The organism is Streptomyces sp. AMJ-169 (assembly GCF_055597585.1).
This window is the reverse complement of sequence record NZ_JBVLTJ010000007.1, coordinates 11,753-28,624: the sequence shown is the minus strand read 5'-3', so window position 1 is coordinate 28,624 and position 16,872 is coordinate 11,753. Positions and strand designations below refer to the sequence as shown.

Annotated in this window: 17 protein-coding genes; 12 read left to right on the top strand and 5 right to left on the bottom strand. The window is 72.4% G+C overall.

Features of this window, described 5'->3' with window-relative positions:
- Window positions 1-100: 100 nt before the first annotated feature.
- Entirely contained in the window at window positions 101-1,477 is a 1,377-nt protein-coding gene (locus ACYUD3_RS18510; protein WP_470971055.1) for an FAD-binding oxidoreductase, read from the bottom strand.
- Window positions 1,478-1,637: 160 nt separating this feature from the next.
- Between ACYUD3_RS18510 and ACYUD3_RS18505 the strand changes: the two genes are divergently transcribed.
- The 9 genes from ACYUD3_RS18505 (at window position 1,638) to fabG (ending at window position 10,866) form a co-directional block, all read left to right on the top strand.
- On the top strand, window positions 1,638-2,657 hold the full coding sequence (locus tag ACYUD3_RS18505) for a beta-ketoacyl-ACP synthase III (RefSeq protein WP_470971053.1): 1,020 nt from the start codon (window positions 1,638-1,640) through the stop codon (window positions 2,655-2,657).
- A gap of 43 nt (window positions 2,658-2,700) precedes the next feature.
- Complete coding sequence (locus ACYUD3_RS18500; protein WP_470971050.1) at window positions 2,701-2,943, top strand: acyl carrier protein; 243 nt, start codon at window positions 2,701-2,703, stop codon at window positions 2,941-2,943.
- A complete protein-coding gene (locus ACYUD3_RS18495; protein ID WP_470971048.1) occupies window positions 2,940-4,160 on the top strand; it encodes a beta-ketoacyl-[acyl-carrier-protein] synthase family protein in 1,221 nt (406 codons plus the stop codon). Before ACYUD3_RS18500 ends, ACYUD3_RS18495 begins: the two co-directional genes overlap by 4 nt.
- Before the next feature lie 92 nt (window positions 4,161-4,252).
- Window positions 4,253-6,088, top strand: coding sequence for an acyl-CoA dehydrogenase family protein (locus tag ACYUD3_RS18490; RefSeq protein ID WP_470971045.1), 1,836 nt, complete (start codon window positions 4,253-4,255; stop codon window positions 6,086-6,088).
- 5 nt (window positions 6,089-6,093) lie between these two features.
- Window positions 6,094-6,516: an acyl-CoA thioesterase gene (locus tag ACYUD3_RS18485; RefSeq protein ID WP_470971043.1), complete on the top strand. Its 423-nt coding sequence runs from the start codon at window positions 6,094-6,096 to the stop codon at window positions 6,514-6,516.
- Entirely contained in the window at window positions 6,516-7,412 is an 897-nt protein-coding gene (locus ACYUD3_RS18480) for a fumarylacetoacetate hydrolase family protein (RefSeq protein ID WP_470971041.1), read from the top strand. Before ACYUD3_RS18485 ends, ACYUD3_RS18480 begins: the two co-directional genes overlap by 1 nt.
- A complete protein-coding gene (locus ACYUD3_RS18475; protein WP_470971038.1) occupies window positions 7,409-8,992 on the top strand; it encodes an acyl-CoA carboxylase subunit beta in 1,584 nt (527 codons plus the stop codon). Before ACYUD3_RS18480 ends, ACYUD3_RS18475 begins: the two co-directional genes overlap by 4 nt.
- Before the next feature lie 38 nt (window positions 8,993-9,030).
- A complete protein-coding gene (locus ACYUD3_RS18470) occupies window positions 9,031-10,113 on the top strand; it encodes a branched-chain amino acid aminotransferase (protein WP_470971035.1) in 1,083 nt (360 codons plus the stop codon).
- Between the two features lie 33 nt (window positions 10,114-10,146).
- A complete protein-coding gene (gene fabG / locus ACYUD3_RS18465; protein WP_470971032.1) occupies window positions 10,147-10,866 on the top strand; it encodes a 3-oxoacyl-ACP reductase FabG in 720 nt (239 codons plus the stop codon).
- A gap of 15 nt (window positions 10,867-10,881) precedes the next feature.
- On the opposite strand, the gene ACYUD3_RS18460 is transcribed toward fabG, so the two are convergent.
- The gene (locus ACYUD3_RS18460; RefSeq protein WP_470971029.1) at window positions 10,882-11,451 is read right to left on the bottom strand and encodes a helix-turn-helix domain-containing protein; all 570 of its coding nucleotides are present in this window, start codon (window positions 11,449-11,451) and stop codon (window positions 10,882-10,884) included.
- Between the two features lie 68 nt (window positions 11,452-11,519).
- Here ACYUD3_RS18460 and ACYUD3_RS18455 point away from each other — a divergent pair, with 68 nt between their 5' ends.
- The 3 genes from ACYUD3_RS18455 to ACYUD3_RS18445 all read left to right on the top strand — a co-directional run bounded on the left by ACYUD3_RS18455 (window position 11,520) and on the right by ACYUD3_RS18445 (window position 13,436).
- A complete protein-coding gene (locus tag ACYUD3_RS18455; RefSeq protein WP_470971027.1) occupies window positions 11,520-12,203 on the top strand; it encodes an AzlC family ABC transporter permease in 684 nt (227 codons plus the stop codon).
- Window positions 12,200-12,532, top strand: coding sequence for an AzlD domain-containing protein (locus ACYUD3_RS18450; RefSeq protein WP_470971024.1), 333 nt, complete (start codon window positions 12,200-12,202; stop codon window positions 12,530-12,532). The genes ACYUD3_RS18455 and ACYUD3_RS18450 overlap by 4 nt, the downstream gene beginning before the upstream one ends.
- Before the next feature lie 526 nt (window positions 12,533-13,058).
- Window positions 13,059-13,436, top strand: coding sequence for a LuxR C-terminal-related transcriptional regulator (locus ACYUD3_RS18445; RefSeq protein WP_470971021.1), 378 nt, complete (start codon window positions 13,059-13,061; stop codon window positions 13,434-13,436).
- Between the two features lie 32 nt (window positions 13,437-13,468).
- Here ACYUD3_RS18445 and ACYUD3_RS18440 read toward each other — a convergent pair whose 3' ends face one another.
- From ACYUD3_RS18440 to ACYUD3_RS18430, 3 genes are all read right to left on the bottom strand, one after another.
- The gene (locus ACYUD3_RS18440) at window positions 13,469-14,248 is read right to left on the bottom strand and encodes an oxidoreductase (protein WP_470971019.1); all 780 of its coding nucleotides are present in this window, start codon (window positions 14,246-14,248) and stop codon (window positions 13,469-13,471) included.
- Window positions 14,249-14,380: 132 nt separating this feature from the next.
- Window positions 14,381-15,580 carry a cytochrome P450 gene (locus ACYUD3_RS18435; protein ID WP_470971016.1) on the bottom strand — a complete coding sequence of 400 codons (1,200 nt, stop codon included), beginning with the start codon at window positions 15,578-15,580 and terminating at the stop codon, window positions 14,381-14,383.
- A 43-nt stretch (window positions 15,581-15,623) separates the two neighbouring features.
- Complete coding sequence (locus ACYUD3_RS18430; RefSeq protein WP_470971014.1) at window positions 15,624-16,832, bottom strand: cytochrome P450; 1,209 nt, start codon at window positions 16,830-16,832, stop codon at window positions 15,624-15,626.
- Window positions 16,833-16,872: the final 40 nt, after the last annotated feature.

The window sequence follows — 16,872 nt, the reverse complement described above, 5'->3', positions numbered from 1 at the left end:
ACCGGGGCGGCAAGTCTGAGCAGCCGTCCCAAGACCGCGAGCCGCGCGCTGAGGGTAGGAGACGGGGCATCGCACCGAGCGTCCGGTCCGATGGCCGGGGTCAGGCGGTGAAGACCTTGCCCGGGTTCAAGATGCCCGCCGGATCCCACACCCTCTTGATCCCCCGGTGCAGATCCAGCACCCCCGCCCCCAGCTCCCCCGTCAGCCCCCGCATCTTCAGCAGCCCCACCCCATGCTCACCGGTGACCGTGCCCCCCAGCTCCAGCGCCTGGTCCACGACCTCCTCGAACACCCCCCGGCACCGGGCGAGTTCCCGCTCGTCGCCGCGCGGCACGACCAGCATCGGATGCAGGTTCCCGTCCCCGGCGTGCGCCAGCGTCGCGAGGTGCACGCCGTGCCGCGCGGCGATCTCCTCCAGGCGGGTGAGCATCTCGGGCAGGAGGCTGCGCGGGACGCAGACGTCCTCGCTGAGCACCAGGCCCAGGCGTTCCAGCGCGGGGTAGACCAGGCGCCGGGCGGCGAACAGGGCGTCCGCCTCGGCCTGGTCGGCGGAGCGCGCGCTCCAGGTGGCGCCGGCCGACTCGAAGCAGGCCAGCACGGTGTCAGCCTCCTGGCCGCCGACCGCGCCGGGCGCGTCGCAGCGGGCCAGCAGCAGTACGTCACCGCCGTCGGCGAGGCCCATGTTCTTCCACTCGTCCACGGCGCGCAGGGAGAACCGGTCCACGAGTTCCAGCGCGCTCGGGACCACACCGGAGGCCACCACCCGGGCGACGGCCCGGCCCGCGCCCGGCAGGTCGGCGAAGTAGCCGACGACGGTGTGCTCCGGGGCGCGCTCGCCCCGCAGCCGCACGGTGACCTCGGTGACCAGGCCCAAGGTGCCCTCGGAACCGACCAGCAGACCGGCGAGTCCGTACCCGGCCGAGCTCTTGGCGGTGCGCCGCCCCAGCCGGACCACGTCACCGCGGCCGGTGACCGCCTCCAGGCCCAGCACGTAGTCCCGGGTGACGCCGTACTTCACGCAGCACAGTCCGCCCGCGTTGGTGGCGACGTTCCCGCCGATGGTGGACCACGGGGCGCTGGCCGGATCGGGCGGGTACCACAGGCCTTTGGCGGCGCACGCGGCACGCAGATCGTCGTTGACGACGCCGGGCTGCACGACGGCCAGCCGTTCGTCGGGGTCGATGCGCAGGACCCGGTCCATCGCCGCGAAGGACACCACCACCGCGCCCTCGACCGCGTTGGCGCCGCCGGACAGCCCGGTGCCGGCGCCGCGGGCCACCACCGGCACGCCGTGCCGCGCGCAGTAGGTCACGACGGCCGCCACCTCGGCGGTGTCGCGTGGCCGCACCACGGCCGCCGGGAGCGCGTAGGGCGCGCCCGCCGCCTCGTCGTGGGCGAAGGACGCCATGCGGGAGGGGTCGGTGATCACCCGTCCGGCGGGGAGGAGCCCTGCGAGATCAGTCGGTGTCGTGGTCACCCCGGCGAGGTTGGCACCCGGAACGGCAGCCCTTCAATTGGCCGTTGGTACAGGCTGCGGCGCCTGTACCAACGGCCAATTGAACGGCACTCGAGGCTTCGGGCAGCCTTGCTCGACGTCAGCTCAAGGCCATGTCCGCGGTCCTCAGGAGGGTGAGTCGATGACGGCAGTGCTGAGGGGAATCGGCGGCTTCCTCCCGCCCCTGACGGTCACGAACGACGACCTCTCCCGCACGCTGGACACCACCGACGAGTGGATCCGCACCAGGACGGGCATCCGGGAGCGGCGGTTCGTCTCCGGCGGCCTGTCGACGGGGAGCCTGGCCGTCGAGGCCGGTGCGCGTGCCCTGCGGTCGGCCGAGGTGTCCGGGGTGGACGCCGTGGTCGTGGCGACCACCTCGCCCGAGCGGCTCTGCCCGGCGGTCGCGCCGGAGGTGGCGGCGCGGCTGGGTCTGGGACCGCTGGCCGCGTTCGACCTGACCTCGGCGTGCAGCGGCTTCCTGTACGGGCTCGCCACCGCCTCCGGTCTGATCGCCGCCGGCACCGCCGACACCGTGCTGTTCATCGGCTCGGAGGCGTTCACGACCCTGGTGAACCCGCGGGACCGGGCCACGGCGCCGATCTTCGGCGACGGCGCGGGCGCGGTCGTCCTGGGCCGGGGGGAGCCGGACGAGCCCGGCGCGCTCGGGCCGTTCGACCTCGGCAGCGACGGCGCGCTGGCCGACCTGCTGGCCATCGCGGCGGGCGGCTCCCGGCAGCGTTCCGCCGACGGCGGCCCGGGGCACGACACGGTGCCGGCGGACGACTGGTACCTGCGGATGGAGGGGCGTCCCCTCTACACGCAGGCCGTCGAGCGGATGACGCAGTCGGCGCGGGCGGCCCTCAAGCGCGCCGACTGGTCCGCGGCGGACGTCGACTGGTTCGCCGGCCACCAGGCCAACGTGCGGATCGTGCGCGCGGTCGCGGAGGAGCTGGAGCTTCCCGGGGAGCGGGTCGCGGTCAACATCGACCGGGTCGGCAACACCCTGGCCGCGTCCGTGCCGCTGCTGCTGAACGACTACGCCGCCCGCGGGGATCTGAAGGCGGGCCAGCGGGTGCTGCTCTCCGCCTTCGGAGCCGGTCTGTCCTGGGGTTCGACCACGCTCGTGTGGCCGCAGCTCCAGGCGTGGCCCGTCGACTGACGGCAGCCACCGTTTTCTCTACAACCCTCCAGAAGGAGACATCATGAGTTCCGTCCACGACTCCGTCGTCGAGGTCTTCGTCGCCCGTTTCGATCTGGACGCCGAGGCGGTGGTGCCCGAGGCGACCTTCGACGACCTCGATCTGGACTCGCTGTCGCAGCTCGAGCTGGCCACCGCGCTGAAGAAGCGCCTGGGTGTCGTGATCAGCGACGAGGAGCTGTCGGAGATCGCCACGGTCGCCGACATCGTCGCCCTGGTCGAGAAGAAGGGCGTCGCGGTCCGATGACCGCCTTCGCTGCCGCCGTCACCGGCATCGGGCTGGTGACGCCCGCCGGTGTCGGCGTCAAGGAGAGCTGGGAGCGCGTGGTCGAGGGCCGGCCGACGGCCGCGCACCACGCCGACCTGGCGGGCCTGCCGGTGACCATGGCGTGCAGGGTGCCCGGCTTCGTCCCGGGCTCTCTGGGGCGCACCGCCTGGCAGTGGGACCGCTACTCCCAGTTCGCGATCGCCGCCGCGCGCGAGGCGCTGGAGCAGGCCGGGCTCGTGCCGGGCGAGTGGGCGGACAGCTCGCGGGTGGCGGTGATCCTGGGCTCCGGCGCCGGCGGCACCGCCACGCTGGAGGCACAGCACCGCATCCTGCTGGAGGAGGGGCCGGAGGAGATCTCCGCGATGACCCTCCCGATGGGGCTGCTCAACATGGCCGCCGGTCAGGTGGCGATCGACATCGGGGCCAACGGGCCGTGCTCGGCGCCCTGTACGGCGTGCGCGGCCGGGGCCAGCGCGATCGGTCTGGGCCGTGAACTGCTGCGGTCGGGGCTGGCCGACATCGTCGTGGCCGGCGGCGCCGAGGCGCCGATCACGCCGCTGTACCTGTCCTCGTTCGCGCGGATGCGGGCGCTGTCACGGCGGCTCGACGACCCGGGGACCGCGTCGCGTCCCTTCGACGCGGCCCGCGACGGGTTCGTGCTCGGCGAGGGCGCCGGAGTCTTCGTACTCGAGTCCGAGGAGCACGCGCGGGCCCGGGGTGTGCGGCCGGTGGCCCGGGTCATCGGGTACGGCGCCTCCGCCGACGCGCATCATGTGACGTCCCCGCACCCGGAGGGCAAGGGCGCCGAGCTGGCGGTGCGCGCGGCGCTCACGGACGCCGGGCTGAGCGGCCGGGACATCGGCTACGTCAACGCGCACGGCACCTCGACCCCGCTCAACGACGTCATCGAGGCGGGGGTGATCCACCGGGTGGCCGGCCCGGACGTGCCGGTGAGCTCCACCAAGGGCGTCACCGGGCATCCACTGGGCGCGGCCGGTTCCATCGAGGCGGCGTTCGCGGCGCTGACCGTGCGGCGCGGGGTGATCCCGCCGTCGGCGGGCACCTCCGAGGTCGATCCGCGGGTGGAGGTGGACGTCGTGCACGGCGCGGCGCGCCACGCCCGCGTCGACGTGGCCCTGAGCAACTCGTTCGGCTTCGGCGGCCAGAACGCGGCCCTGCTGATCGCCTCGGCCTGACGCCCGGCCGGTCCCCTCGTACCCCACCGAAGCACCCCACCGAAGCACCCCTCGAAGCACCCCCCGAAGGATCCCCACCGAAGGACCCACACATGACCTCGTCGGCCTCCGCCGAACTGTCCCGGCTGCTCTTCGACGGCAGGTACGAGCAGACGCACCAGGACCTGCACGAGCTGCTGCTGGACCCCGTCTTCGACGCCCGCGAAGGGCTGACCATGACCGAGGCCGGGAAGCTGGCCTACGCACGCTCGCGGGCCGTGCACGCCGCGCTGGAACGTCCGAGGGAGATCCTGGCCGATCCGTGGCGGCTGTTCGCGCTGGCCGAGTGGCCGTCGCTGGTGGACGTCTCCACGTTCTCGCTGCTGATGGTGCACTACAACCTGGCCTTCGGCACGGTCGTGGAGCACGGCGACCGGGCGGACCTGAAGGACCTGTCCGACGAACTGGACCGGCTGGACTCCTTCAGCCCGTACATGGCCACCGAGCTGGGCTACGGCAACAACGTGGCCGCCTTGCGCACCGAGGCCGTCTACGACCCCGCGACCGAGACGTTCGTCCTGAACACGCCCGACGCCCTCGCGCAGAAGCACATGTCCTACAGCGGGTTCCAGGACGTCCCCAAGCTGGCCGTGGTGATGGCCCGGCTGAAGGCGGACGGCAAGGACCACGGCGTGTACCCGTTCCTCGTCCGGATCAGCGACGGGGAGGGACTGTGCGAAGGCGTGCACGCCGCGCCGTGCCCGGAGAAGCCGGTGCAGGGCCTCGACAACGGCCTCACCTGGTTCGACCACGTGCGGGTCCCGCGCCGCCAGCTGCTCCACGGCGACATGGGCGGCTTCGACGCCGACGGCGTGTTCCGCCCGGCGTCCGGCAACCGGCGCACGCGGTTCCTGCGCGCGATGAGCCGCATCCTGCCCGGCCGGCTGTGCGTGTCCAGCGCGGCGACGGGCGCGGGCCGGGCCAGCGTGTACATCGCGCTGCGGTTCGCGGCCCAGCGGCTCAGCAACGCGCCCGGCCGGGGCGACCTGCCGGTCATCGAGTACCGCAGCCACCAGCTCGCGCTGTACACCGCGCTGGCCCGGACGTACGCGATGACGCTGCTGCTCAACCACGCCAAGCGGGAGTTCACGGCGGCGCATGCCGTCCCCGCCGAGCTGAACCATCTGGTGTCGATCACCAAGGCGCTGTCCACCTGGGAGATGACCGACGTCGTCGCCGTCTGCCGTGAACGCTGCGGTGCGCAGGGCATCTTCTCCGCGAACCGGATCGCGGACTACGGGTCGCTGCTCCAGGGCCTGGTCACCGCGGAGGGCGACAACCAGGTGCTGCTGGCCACCACGGCGGGGCAGATCATCGCGCGGTACGGCGACGGCGAAGACGCCGGTCCTGCCCCGGCCCCCGACCCGGCGGGACGGGACCTGGGGGACCTGTCGTTCCTGGTGGCGGCGGTACGGCACCGGGAGGCGGAGCTGCTGCGGGAGGCCGCCGCGGCCATGGCGGACGACTCCGGCGGCCGGACGTACTTCGAGGCGTGGAACGACACCGTCAACACCGGCCTGGAGATGGCCAGGACCCGGGGGGTGCGGACCGCGCTGGAGTGCTTCGCCGCCGCGGCCGACGCGCTGGAGGACGAGTCCGCGCGGACGGCGCTGGGCCTGCTGGCCGCGCTGTACGGGCTGAGCGAGATCCGCCGGGACGCCGGCTGGTACCTGGCGCGCGGGGTGCTGACCGCCGGGCAGGTGGAGCGGCTGCCCCGGGAGACGGACGCGCTGTGCGCGCGGCTGCGGCCGTACACCGACGCCCTGATCGGCGGTTTCAACCTCTCGCCGCAGCTGCTGCGGGCGCCGATCGCCGCCGACGACTACGTGAGCGCCTTCCAGCGGTTCACCGGCGCCTTCGGACCGGCCGCGGTCGCCGAGGGGAGCTGAGCGCCATGGCGAGGCACAGCTACTTCTGCCCGATCCGCTGGTCGGACATGGACGTCTACGGCGTCGTCAACAACGTCTCCTTCCTGCGTCATCTGGAGGAGGCGCGGGTCGACTTCATCTTCCGGATGGCTCCGACCGACGGCGACGCCTTCTTCCGGGACGGGTCGGTGGTGGTGGAGCACCGGATCCGCTACCGGCGTCAACTGGTGCACCGGCACGAGCCGGTGGAGATCGAGATGTGGGTGTCCGAACTCCAGTCGGCGACGGTGGCCATCGACTACGTGGTCCGCGACGGCGACACCGTGTACGCCACCGCCTCGACCGTGATGGCGCCGTTCGACTACCGGGCCGGGCGGCCCCGGCGGCTGACCGACGAGGAGATCCGCTTCTTCGAGAAGTACCTCGAGCCGACCCCGGCGGCCGGCTGATGCGGCTGCTGCGGATCGGGCCGCCGGGCGAGGAACGGCCCTGCGCGGTGGGCCCCGACGGTGTCGTGCGGGATGTGTCCGCGTGGGTGGCGGACTGGACGGGTGCGGCGCTGGACCCCGGCGCGCTGCGGGAGACGGCGGCGCGGCTGGCGCGGGAGGGCGCCGGGCTGCCGGCGGCCGACCCGGCCGGACGGGTCGGCCCGCCCGTCCGGCCGGGCGGGCATCTGCTGTCGATCGGGCTCAACTACCGGGCGCACGCCGCCGAGGCGGGCCTGGAGCTGCCGGCCGAGCCGATCGTGTCCAGCAAGGCGCCGACCACGCTGGTCGGCCCGTACGACGACCTGCTGCTGCCGCCGGGCGGGGAGAAGACGGACTGGGAGGTCGAGCTGGCCGTGGTGATCGGCCGGCGCGCGCAGTACCTGCCGGACCCGGCGTCCGCGCCGGGCCATGTCGCGGGGTACGCCACCGGCAACGACGTCTCGGAGCGCAGCTGGCTGCTGGAGCGCGGCGGGCAGTGGGTGAAGGGCAAGTCCTTCGAGTCGTTCAGTCCGCTGGGCCCGTACCTGGTCACCCCGGACGAGGCGGGCGACCCCGGCCGGCTGCGGCTGGCCTGCCGGGTCAACGGCCGGGTGATGCAGGACGGGTCCACCGCGGACATGGTCTTCGAGGTGTCCCACCTGCTCTGGTACCTGAGCCAGTGCATGGTGCTGCACCCCGGTGACGTGGTGCTGACCGGGACGCCCGGCGGCGTCGCGCTGGGCCGCCCCGACCAGCCGTACCTGCGGGCCGGTGACGTGGTGGAGGCGGAGGTGGCGGGGCTGGGCGCGCAGCGGCAGCGGTGCCGGGCGGTCGTCCTGGACGACTCCGTGGCCGCCGGACGGAGGGGGAACGGATGACGGTCGGGCAGGACTCCGCGGAGCAGCCGCCCGGCATCCTGGCGCGGGTGGCCGATCTGCACGCGACCAGGGAACGCGCGCGCGGCGGTCCGGGCGAGCGGGCGACCCGGGCCCAGCACGCCAAGGGCAAGCTGACGGCCCGTGAGCGGATCGACGTGCTGCTGGACGAGGGGTCGTTCAGCGAGGTCGAGCAGTTGCGCCGGCACCGGGCGGTCGGCTTCGGCATCGAGGACCGCAGGCCGCACACGGACGGTGTGATCACGGGCTGGGGGACGGTCGAGGGCCGCACCGTGTTCGTGTACGCGCACGACTTCCGGATCTTCGGCGGGGCGCTGGGCGAGGCGCACGCCGAGAAGATCCAGAAGATCATGGACATGGCCATCGCGGCGGGCGCTCCCCTGGTCTCGCTCAACGACGGTGCCGGGGCGCGCATCCAGGAGGGTGTCTCGGCCCTGGCCGGCTACGGCGGCATCTTCCGCCGCAATGTGCGGGCCTCGGGGGTGATCCCGCAGATCTCGGTGATCCTGGGCCCGTGCGCGGGCGGCTCGGCGTACTCCCCCGCCCTGACCGACTTCGTGTTCATGGTCCGCGGCACCTCGCAGATGTTCATCACCGGACCCGACGTGGTGAAGGCCGTCACCGGCGAGGACGTCACCCAGGAGAATCTCGGGGGCGCCGACGTCCACGGGGAGCTGTCGGGTGTCGCGCATTTCGTGTACGAGGACGAGCGGACCTGTCTGGGCGAGGTCCGGTATCTGCTGTCCCTGCTGCCGTCCAACAACCGGCACAACCCGCCGTCCGTCCCGTGTTCCGACCCGGACGGGCGGCGGGGCGACGCCCTCCTCGGCCTGGTCCCGGCCGAGGGCCGGCTGCCGTACGACATGCGCCGGGTGATCGAGGAGATCGTCGACCACGGCGACTTCCTGGAGGTCCACGAGGGGTGGGCGCGCAATGTCGTGTGCGGGCTGGCCCGGCTCGGCGGGCAGGTGGTGGGTGTCGTCGCCAACCAGCCGCTCGCGCTGGCCGGGGTGCTCGACATCAAGGCCAGTGAGAAGGCGGCCCGGTTCGTGCGGACCTGCGACGCCTTCAACGTCCCGCTGCTGTCCCTGGTGGACGTGCCGGGTTTCCTGCCCGGGGTGGACCAGGAGCACGACGGGGTGATCCGGCACGGGGCGAAGCTGCTGTACGCCTACTGCGAGGCGACGGTGGCGCGGGTCCAGCTGATCCTGCGCAAGGCGTACGGCGGCGCGTACATCGTCATGGACTCCCGCTCGATCGGCGCCGACCTCTCCTACGCCTGGCCCACCAACGAGATCGCGGTGATGGGCGCCGAGGGCGCCGCGAACGTCATCTTCCGCCGGCGGATCGCCGAGGCCGACGACCCGGAGGCGCTGCGGGCCCGGCTGGTCAAGGAGTACCGCTCCGAGCTGATGCACCCCTATTACGCGGCCGAGCGCGGCCTCGTCGACGACGTGATCGACCCCGTCGAGACCCGGGCGCTGCTCGTCCGCGCCTTCCGGATGCTGCGCGCCAAGCACACGGACCAGCCGTCCCGCAAGCACGCCAACATCCCCCTGTGACCTGCGAAACCCCGGATCTCCTGCCTCGGAGCGCACCCATGACGATCAGCTTCACCACCGAGACCGCCGACCGCCGGCCGGCCGCCGAGCGGGCGGCCCTGATGGAGTCGCCCGCCTTCGGCGAGGTGTTCACCGACCACATGATCAGCGTCGACTGGACACGGGAGCGGGGCTGGCACGACGCCCGGCTGCACCCGTACGGGCCGCTGGTGATCGACCCGTCGGCCCAGGTGTTCCACTACGGCCAGGAGGTCTTCGAGGGCATGAAGGCCTACCGGCGCCGGGACGGCACGGTGGTGACGTTCCGCCCGTACGCCAACGCGGCCCGGCTGAACCGCTCGTGTACGCGGATGGCGATGCCGCCGCTGCCGGAGGAGACCTTCGTCGAGGCGCTCGAACTGCTGGCGGGCGCCGACCGCGACTGGGTCCCCGACCGTCCCGGGCACAGCCTCTATCTGCGCCCCTTCATGATCGCCACCCAGCCGGCCATCGGTTTCTACGGCCCTTCCGCCGCCTTCCGGTTCATGGTGATCGCCTCGCCCGCGGCCTCCTACTTCACGGCCGGGGCGAAGCCGCTCACCGTGTGGCTCTCCCAGGACTACATCCGGGCGGCCCCCGGCGGCACCGGCGAGGCCAAGTGCGGCGGCAACTACGCGGGAACGCTGGTCGCGCAGGCGCAGGCCCGGGAGATGGGCTGCGACCAGGTGGTCTGGCTGGACTCGGCGGAACGCCGCTGGGTGGACGAGATGGGCACCAGCAACCTCTTCTTCGTCTACGGCGACCGGCTGGTGACGCCGCGGCTGTCGGGGACGCTGCTGGCGGGCGTCACCCGGGACTCGGTGCTGGCGCTGGCGGACCGGCTCGGCCACCGGGCCGAGGAGGGGCGGATCGGTGTGGAGCAGTGGCGGGCCGACGCGGAGTCGGGGGCGCTGACCGAGGTGTTCTCCTGCGGCACCTCGTCGATGATCACTCCGGTCGGCTTCGTCCGGAGCGCGGACGGGGACTGGACGATCGGCGGCGGCTCGCCCGGCCCGGTCACCGAGCGGCTGCGCGCGGAGCTGACGGGGATTCAGGACGGTTCGCTGCCGGACCCGTTCGGCTGGGTCCACGAGCTCGCCTGACCGGCCGGAAGTGCAGAAAGGTGCGTGGAGGACATGAGCCGTTCGGTTCTGGTGACCGGGGGGAACCGGGGGATCGGCCTCGCCGTGGCGCGGGCGTTCGCCGATGCCGGGGACAAGGTCGCGATCACTTACCGCTCGGGTGAACCGCCGGCCGCCCTGAAAGAGTCGGGCTGCTTGGCTGTCACCTGCGACGTCACCGACTCCGCGCAGGTGGAGCGGGCGTTCGAGGAGGTGGAGGCGGCGCACGGCCCGGTGGAGGTGCTGGTGGCCAACGCCGGCATCACCCGGGACCGGCTGCTGCTGCGGATGGCCGACAAGGACTTCACGGACGTGCTGGACACCAATGTGACGGGCGTCTTCCGGGTGGTCCGGCGGGCCGCCGAGGAGATGGTCGACGCGCGGCGGGGCCGGATCGTCCTGATCTCCTCGGCGGTCGGCCTGCTGGGCGCGGCCGGGCAGGCCAACTACGCGGCGTCGAAGGCGAGTCTGGTCGGCTTCGCCCGGTCCGTCGCCCGTGAACTGGGCGCGCGCGGGGTCACCTGCAACGTGGTGGCGCCGGGCATGGTCGACACGGACATGACCAGGGCGCTGCACGAGAAGCAGCGCGCGGCCGTGCTGGACAGGGTGCCGCTGGGGCGTGGCGCGGAGCCGGCGGAGGTGGCCGCCGCGGTCCGCTTCCTCGCCTCCGAGGAGGCCGCCTACGTCACCGGGGCCGTGCTGCCGGTGGACGGCGGCTGGGGCATGGGGCACTGAGGCGGGGCCGTGCGCTCAGGAGTGCTCCGAGACGAGGACCGCGCGGGTGCCGGGCTCCAGTGCCCGGAAGACGTGCGGGACGTCGGCCGGGTAGCTGATGTAGTCGCCCGGGTGCAGTTCCACCGGTTCATCGGCGGTGCCCACCAGGGCCCGGCCCGCGCTGATCACGACGTGCTCGACGACGCCGGGCAGGTGCGGGGCGGAGGAGCGCTGCGGACCCGGCTCGGCCGCGATGCTGTAGACGTCCCGCCGCGCCCCTGGAGGGGAGGCGGCCAGCAGGGTGGCCCGGTAGTCGCTCTGCGCCGCGCCTATGCCCGGTCCCTCGCCCGCGCGGATCACCTGGACGGGGGGACGGGAGGCGGCCAGCAGCCGGGAGAAGGGGATCTCCAGGGCCACGCACAGCGCCCACAGCGTCTCCAGGCTGGGGTTGCCGGTGCCGGACTCCAGTTGCGAGAGCGTGGACTTGGCGAGCCCGGCGCGCCGGGCGACCTCGGTGAGGGAGAGCCCGGCCCGGACCCGTTCGGCCCGCAGGGAGGCGGCGATCACCGCCAGGGGCGGCTTGAGGCTGGGGGCGGCATCGGACACGCGCGTTCGCTCCAATGGTCAATCGTTCGCCTTGACGAACACCGTCCAGGGTGTTCACCATAAACGCCATGCGTACGTTATGGGAAACGCTGGGCAAGGGGCCATTGCGCGACATCGCCCTGGTCTGCCTGGCAGTGGGGGTCATCGGTCTGTCGTACGGAGCCATCGCGGTCACCTCGGGATTTCCCTGGTGGTTCCCGGTGGTCATGGGGGCGCTCGTGCTGGCGGCGTCGTCCGAGTTCCTCTTCGTCGGGATCATCGCCGCCGGGGGCAGTCCGATCGCCGCGCTGGCGGCGGGTCTGCTGGTCAACGCCCGCCATCTGCCGTTCGGTCTGGCGGTGCCCGATGTGCTCGGGCGGGGCTGGCGCGGGCTGCTCGGCACGCATCTGATGAACGACGAGACGGTCGTCTTCGCCCTCGCCCAGGAGGGGATCGCCCGCAAGCGGGCCGCGTACTGGGCCTGCGGCCTCGGCATCCTGGCCTGCTGGCCCGTCGGCGCCGCGCTCGGCGCGCTGCTCGGCAGCGTCGTCAAGGACACCGACGCCCTCGGCCTGGACGCGATGTTCCCCGCGGTGATCCTGGCCCTGATCCTGCCCGCGCTGAAGGACCGGGCACTGCGGCGGACCGCGCTGGTCGGCTCGGCGGTCGCGCTGGCCCTCACCGCCTTCCTGCCGGCCGGACTGCCGGTCCTGGCCGCGCTGGCCGCACTGCCGCTGCTGCGGACGAAGAACCTCGAGGGAGCGGCGCGATGAGCGGCACCTTTCCCCTGCTGCCGGCGCTGGCGGCGATGGCCGCCCTGGCGGCCGGAACCTTCCTGCTGCGCCTGTCCGGCCCCGCCCTGCGGGCGAAGGTCACCTTCCCGAAACAGGCCGAGAAGCTGCTGGAGGCCTCGGCGGTCGTCCTGCTCGCCGCGCTGACGGCCACGGCGGCGCTCACCGAGGGCGAGGGCTTCGCCGGCGCGGCCCGGGGGCTCGGGGTCCTGGTCGGCGGGGTGCTCGCCTGGCGCGGGGCGCCCTTTCTCGTCGTCGTCCTCGCGGCGGCCGGCACGGCGGCGCTGCTGCGGCTCGCCGGCGTTCCCTAACCCCGTCCGCACGTGTCCGAAGAGCGCCCGGAGGCACCTCCGGGCGCTCTCCCGTATTTCGCCGGATGACGCGTGAATTCAAGCCTCATCGCATAAATGCAGCCACTCGTCTCGGATCCCGGATCCGGCATTGCTCAATCCGGTAGGCACCGGGTAACTTAATGTGAGGAAGCGACCTCAAGAGGTCGCCCACCCGTGTGCGCATCGCTCGCCTTTCGTTCGGGATGCCGTTCCATCGAGATGTTCGGGGGGATCATCGTGGGTGGGGGAGCCAGACCCCTTACGCTGCTCGCACCGCAATTCCTTTCCGGCGTCGACGTCGGACCCGCGCCTTAGCCGCGGTCCGGAATATCGAAGGTGCGCCGCGAAATTCCGCGCATGTGCCACGCCTCTGTCGGGCCGCATACGAGTACGCCGCCGGAAGTGGCCGAAATCCACCCGGCGCGGCGTCATTCGGCCGGCCGGGAATCGATCTGCCCAGCGTGCGCTCACCCCATGAGACGACCGCCTATCAGTCAGAGGACACATGCGCAGCACAGAACTCCTGATCACGTCCCAGCACTTCGTCACCGGCCGGCAGGCGGTCCTGGTCCATCACGACGTCTGGGACGCCGCTCTGACGCGCGTGCCGCTGTTGTCCGAGCGTGAACTCGATGTCTTCCGGATGCTGGCGAAGGGGTCGTCGAACCGGGCCATCGCGACCCAGCTGGCCATCACCGAGCGCACCACCAAGGCCCACGTCGCCCAGATACTGGCCAAACTCGACGTGGAGTCCCGGCTCCAGGCCGGCATCGTCGGGTTCGCCTGGGAGATCCTCGCCCACGGCACCGCGGTCCCCTGCGCCGGCGACCCGACCAGGTGTCACACGCTGAGCGCCGCTCAGCCTCATGCCGAGAGTGCGTGATTCCCCGGACGGGACGCCGGCGGCGGCTGCGGTCAGGCGAGCCCCGCGGTCTTCCCGCCGTCGATGACGACGTTGCTGCCGGTGATCCATGACGCGCGCGGCGAGACCAGGAAGCTCACCGCGTCCGCGACGTCCTGGGACTCGCCCAGCCGGCCGAGCGGGATCTCCGAGGCCCACTGCGCCGCGAGCCCGTCGAGGTCCGCGCTGGCCGGATCGCCGCCCAGGTACTCGACGATCTGCCCGCGCGCCGCCTTCGAGGCCGGCGTCTCCACGTTCCCCAGACACACCGAGACCACCCGGATCCCGTCCGGCGCCAGCTCGGCGGCCAGCCCCCGGCTGTACGTCTCCAGGGCGGCGTTCGCGGCGGCGTAGTGGTACAGCATCGGGTACGCCGCGATGGTGGCCGTCGTCGAGACATGGACGACGACACCGCCGCCGCTCTCCCGCAGCGAGGGCACCAGGGCCGCGTTGAGCCGGACGGCGGAGAGGAAGTTCAGCCCCACCGTGTACTGCCAGTCCTCCTCCAGGTCGAGCACCGGGTGGAAGGAGCGGACCCCGCCCGCGTTGTTGACGACGATGTCCACCCCGCCCAGCACTTCGAGCGCGCTGTCCGCCAACGCCCGTACGCCCTCGGGGGTGCTGAGGTCGGCCTTCACGAACTCGGCGCCGGACGGGGTGCTTTCGTCGGTGCTGCGGGCGCCGATGACGACGCGGGCGCCGGCGTCGAGCAGGTTCTGGGCGATGGCGGCGCCGATCCCTCGGCTGCCGCCGGTGACCACGGCCCGCTTGCCCGCCAGCTCTTCGGTGACCATGAGGTTCCACTCCTCTTTTTATTCACTGGAACGAGCAATCACGAAAGAAATTCTGCTGTGCTCCGCCTGGAGCGGTAAATCTCGTTTTCTCGATGCAGTGCATCGGATGAAGCGATGCGGCAAGGCCGCTCTTCACCACTCGACCGGCATGTTCAGCACCCCGTAGGAGAGGTCGTCACGCCTGAAATCGAAGTGCTCCAGCGGTTTCGCCGGCCGCAGTCCGGGCAGCCGGCGCGCGAGGGTGGACAGCGCGACCTGGAGTTCGACACGGGCCAGCTGCTGGGCGACGCACTGGTGCGGGCCGTAGCCGAACGCCAGGTGGGTACGCGCCCGCCGGCCGGGGTCCAGGGCGTCCGGGTCCGGGTACACGCTCTCGTCCCGGTTGCCGGAGGGGAGCGCGGCGACCAGCCACTCCCCCGCCTTCACCGTCCGCCCGCCGAGGGTGACGTCCTCGGTGGCGTACCGGGGCACCCCGAACTGGATCACCGACAGGTAGCGCAGCAGTTCCTCGACGGTCGCGGCGGCCGTGTCCGGCTCGGCGCGCAACTGGTCCCACACGCCGGGGTTCTCCAGCAGCGCCAGGGCGCCCAGCGCGATCATGTTGGCGGTCGACTCATGGCCGGACACCAGCAGCAGGACGCCGAGGTTGACCAACTCCTCGACGGTCAGCGGGCGTTCGGTCTCCTTGCCGCGGGCGATGAGCCGGCTCAGCAGATCGTCCCGCGGCACGGCGAGCCGCTGCACGACCACTTCACTGACCCGGTGTATCAGCCGTTCTCCAGCCGCCTGGCGGACGCTGTCGTCCGTGGCGGTGTTGCCCAGGAGATAGCTGTCCCGCACCAGCGCCTCGGGGTCGGTGTACGGCACCCCGACCAGCTCGCAGATCATCCGCAACGGGACGGGCAGCGCGAAGTCCCGTACCAGGTCCGCGCCGGAACCGGCCAGCATCGCGTCGATGCGGTCGTCGGTGATCTTCTGGATGCGCGGCCGCAGTGTCTCCACCCGGCGCGAGGTGAACTCGCCGACCAGCATCCGCCGCAGCCGGGTGTGCTCCGCGCCGTCCAGCAGGAACACCCAGCCCGGCAGCGGCTCGGGGACGCCGTAGGACGGGAGCATGTGGGTGACGCCCGCGCCGCGGGAGCTGAGCCGTGGATTCGCGAGCGCCTCCCGGATGTCCTCGTACCGGCTGACCAGCCACGCGTCCATCCCGGCCGGGCAGCGCACCTGCGCCACGGGGGCGTCTGCGCGCAACTTGGCGTAGACGTCGGCGGGGTCGAAAGGACGGGAGTCCAGCCTCTCGGTCGGGAAAGCGGGCAGGGGTGGGCGTGCCATACGGATGCCTTTCATGGGGTGGGGGCCGGCGGGTGAGGCGTTGTCACCACAGGACGGGCATGCTGCGCAGGCCGTAGACGATGTCGTTGTGCTTGAAGTCCGACGGCCCGAGCCGCTTCTCCAGCCGGAGTCCCGGCAGGCGGCGCAGCAGGGTGGAGAGGGTGACCTGGAGTTCGATGCGGGCCAGGTGGTCGCCGATGCACTGGTGCGCGCCGAACCCGAAGGCCAGGTTCGTGCGGGCCTTGCGGCCGAGGTCGACGGTGTCCGGGTCCGGGTACACGCTCTCGTCCCGGTTGCCGGAGGGGAGCGCGGCGACCAGCCACTCCCCCGCGCTCACCTCGGTGCCGCCGACGGTGGTGTCCTCGGTGGCGTACCGGACAAGACCGAACTGGATCACCGACAGGTAGCGCAGGAGTTCCTCCACCGCGGTGCCGATCGTCTCGGGCGCGGCGCGCAGCGTGGCGGCCCAGGCCGGGTTCTGGAGCAGCGTCAGCGTGCTGAGGGTGATCATGTTGGCGGTCGTCTCATGTCCGGCGACCAGCAGCAGCACGCCGAGCGTGGACAGCTCCTCGACGGTCAGCGGCCGTTCGCTCGCGGCGCCGCGGGCGATGAGCCGGCTCAGCAGGTCGTCCCGCGGCTCGGCGAACCGTCGCTCGATCAGCTCGCCGAGGTGGTCCTTCAGCCGCCGGTCGGCCGCGGCGCGGGTCACCTCGTCCTCCTCGAAGCTCATCAGCGTCTGGCTGTCCTGCTGGAAGGCCGCGTGGTCGCCGTAGGGCACACCGAGCAGCTCGCAGATCACCTGGGCCGGGATCGGCAGGGCGAACTCCCGTACCAGGTCGGCGCCGGAGCCGGTGAGCATCGTGTCGATGTGCGCGTCGGTGATCTTCTGGATGTACGGCCGCAGCGCCTCCGTCCGCCGTACGGTGAACGCGCCGCGCAGCATCCGCCGCAGCCGTGAGTGCTCCGCGCCGTCCAGCTGGATCATGAATCCCGGGAGCGGCTCGCGCGGGTCGTAGGACGGCAGCATGTGGTCGGAGCCCGCGGCGCGGGAGCTGAGCGTCGGGTTCGCCAGGACTTCCCGGATGTCCTCGTAGCGGCTGACCAGCCGCGCGTCCATGCCGGCCGGGCAGCGCACCCGCGATATCGGCTCCTCGGCCCGCAGCCTGGCGTAGGCCGTGTCCGGGTCGAGGGGGCGGGAGTCGGGGCGGGTGACGGGGAATCCGGGGACAGCGGTGACAGGGGCGTTCGTCATGGGGGACAGCTCCAGGGGCTCTCGCAGGGGGAAGTCGACG

Excerpts from the sequence above, each read along its gene's own strand:
- ACYUD3_RS18505 (WP_470971053.1), top strand. The coding sequence starts at position 1,638 with ATGACGGCAGTGCTGAGGGGAATCGGCGGCTTCCTCCCGCCCCTGACG.
- ACYUD3_RS18500 (WP_470971050.1), top strand. The coding sequence starts at position 2,701 with ATGAGTTCCGTCCACGACTCCGTCGTCGAGGTCTTCGTCGCCCGTTTC.
- ACYUD3_RS18495 (WP_470971048.1), top strand. The coding sequence starts at position 2,940 with ATGACCGCCTTCGCTGCCGCCGTCACCGGCATCGGGCTGGTGACGCCC.
- ACYUD3_RS18490 (WP_470971045.1), top strand. The coding sequence starts at position 4,253 with ATGACCTCGTCGGCCTCCGCCGAACTGTCCCGGCTGCTCTTCGACGGC.
- ACYUD3_RS18485 (WP_470971043.1), top strand. The coding sequence starts at position 6,094 with ATGGCGAGGCACAGCTACTTCTGCCCGATCCGCTGGTCGGACATGGAC.
- ACYUD3_RS18480 (WP_470971041.1), top strand. The coding sequence starts at position 6,516 with ATGCGGCTGCTGCGGATCGGGCCGCCGGGCGAGGAACGGCCCTGCGCG.
- ACYUD3_RS18475 (WP_470971038.1), top strand. The coding sequence starts at position 7,409 with ATGACGGTCGGGCAGGACTCCGCGGAGCAGCCGCCCGGCATCCTGGCG.
- ACYUD3_RS18470 (WP_470971035.1), top strand. The coding sequence starts at position 9,031 with ATGACGATCAGCTTCACCACCGAGACCGCCGACCGCCGGCCGGCCGCC.
- fabG (WP_470971032.1), top strand. The coding sequence starts at position 10,147 with ATGAGCCGTTCGGTTCTGGTGACCGGGGGGAACCGGGGGATCGGCCTC.
- ACYUD3_RS18455 (WP_470971027.1), top strand. The coding sequence starts at position 11,520 with ATGCGTACGTTATGGGAAACGCTGGGCAAGGGGCCATTGCGCGACATC.
- ACYUD3_RS18450 (WP_470971024.1), top strand. The coding sequence starts at position 12,200 with ATGAGCGGCACCTTTCCCCTGCTGCCGGCGCTGGCGGCGATGGCCGCC.
- ACYUD3_RS18445 (WP_470971021.1), top strand. The coding sequence starts at position 13,059 with ATGCGCAGCACAGAACTCCTGATCACGTCCCAGCACTTCGTCACCGGC.
- ACYUD3_RS18440 (WP_470971019.1), bottom strand. The coding sequence starts at position 14,248 with ATGGTCACCGAAGAGCTGGCGGGCAAGCGGGCCGTGGTCACCGGCGGC.
- ACYUD3_RS18435 (WP_470971016.1), bottom strand. The coding sequence starts at position 15,580 with ATGGCACGCCCACCCCTGCCCGCTTTCCCGACCGAGAGGCTGGACTCC.
- ACYUD3_RS18430 (WP_470971014.1), bottom strand. The coding sequence starts at position 16,832 with ATGACGAACGCCCCTGTCACCGCTGTCCCCGGATTCCCCGTCACCCGC.